Source organism: Cyanobacteriota bacterium, from assembly GCA_025054735.1.
Taxonomy (GTDB): domain Bacteria; phylum Cyanobacteriota; class Cyanobacteriia; order SKYG9; family SKYG9; genus SKYG9.
The window spans coordinates 1-1,307 of the sequence record JANWZG010000653.1; the positions used below are offsets into that span (position 1 = coordinate 1).

Below are 1,307 nucleotides of genomic sequence, written 5' to 3' on the forward strand. Positions count from 1 at the left end.
GACCTACTAGCTTACTCTGGCGTAAACAGTGGGGCATCATGTCTGCCAAGGGCAGATGGGGGGCTAGAGAACTAGTAGCTACTGGCTGGTACTGCCCATCCTGAAGTTGGTTGATTTGCAGGGTTTCTTGCTCAAACCGCCACAATTCAGGCACACCCAAGTTTTGATAAATCTGGGGATGGGTGCGGGAAGTCACATCAATTTCAATGGCCAAGTCAGGAGGCGGGTCAATGGCTAAATCCAATCGATCCTTGCCCCGCACTGCCGCCTCATGTTGGATGTAGAAGCAATGATCGGGTTCTATTCCCTGCTGCATCAGTTCGTTTTTGAAGGTAGTTGACCCTAGGCACCAAAAGTCAATATCGAGTTCTTCCAGAAGTGCTTCAATTAGATTACCAATCAATACTTTGTTCACTTCGTGTTCTGGAAGGGGAGCCATAATTTCTAATACACCTTGGTCATAAGCAACTCTGGCTGATCGATGGTTACCCAAGTCTGCGACGATCGTCTCAAATTCTTGCCAGTTCACATCCTTGAGCAACACCTTTTGCCCCGGCGGAACCATGATTCGGTTTAACTCCAGCAGCATAATGGCACCTCACCAGCAATCATGACCTTGGAACCCTAGGCTCCAATAGAGCTACATTTTAACCCGATTGCAACTACCCAGGCAGTTTGCTCCTACCCTGTTGACACCCATTCGTCAGCTTTTCTAACTGATGCCTGTATACTACTGCGGAGAGTTAGCCGTTAACTTGCAACCTATCAGAATTGCTCAGCTAAATCAGGAATAATCTTTACCAGACTAGATACCACTCTCGCTAGCCTATCGAAGCTAATTTAATCCACTGACGGTTCGGCAGCCCCTGCCCTCTACCCTGATTACCACTACTGGGGAAACAGAACTGTCGGCCATTCCACCCGTAGCCCTGGCAGCCATCTTTTTTCGTCAGATGTATGTTTGAAGTAGACGATCGAGTCTGCGACTCCATCACCCAAGGTAAGGGCGATCGCACCTCTGCCTCCCGCTTTGCCAACTCCCAGGATTTTACCTTCGCCGCTGATGGCAAGGACTTGTAAGGCAGTAGATTGGGCTATGGTGCATCAGCGCTAGAGGTTTGTGCTGTCAGCCACGCTTCTAGGTCAGCCATTTGGGACAAGCTGGGCAAGGCTACTGGCAGGGCCGCCAGTTGTGCTAAGGATAGCTGCTGCAATGTCAGTCGCAGGTCAGGGGGCAGGTCTCCTAGCTGGGTAGTGATTTGCTGGGTAAGGCAATCAATCTGGGTGGCAAGATTGTGCAGCCATTG

At 50.2% G+C, this 1,307-nt stretch carries 3 protein-coding genes; 1 reads left to right on the forward strand and 2 read right to left on the reverse strand.

Annotated features, from left to right (window positions below):
• Positions 1 to 589: Uma2 family endonuclease (locus NZ772_19105; protein MCS6815666.1), on the reverse strand; the 589-nt coding region annotated here is incomplete at its 3' end.
• Positions 590 to 957: 368 nt separating this feature from the next.
• Between NZ772_19105 and NZ772_19110 the strand changes: the two genes are divergently transcribed.
• Positions 958 to 1,080 (forward strand): hypothetical protein, encoded by a 123-nt coding sequence (locus NZ772_19110; protein ID MCS6815667.1) that lies wholly within the window; start codon positions 958 to 960, stop codon positions 1,078 to 1,080.
• Positions 1,081 to 1,094: 14 nt separating this feature from the next.
• Here the strand turns inward: NZ772_19110 and NZ772_19115 are convergent.
• The coding region (locus tag NZ772_19115; GenBank protein MCS6815668.1) for a DUF4351 domain-containing protein at positions 1,095 to 1,307 on the reverse strand (213 nt) is incomplete at its 5' end.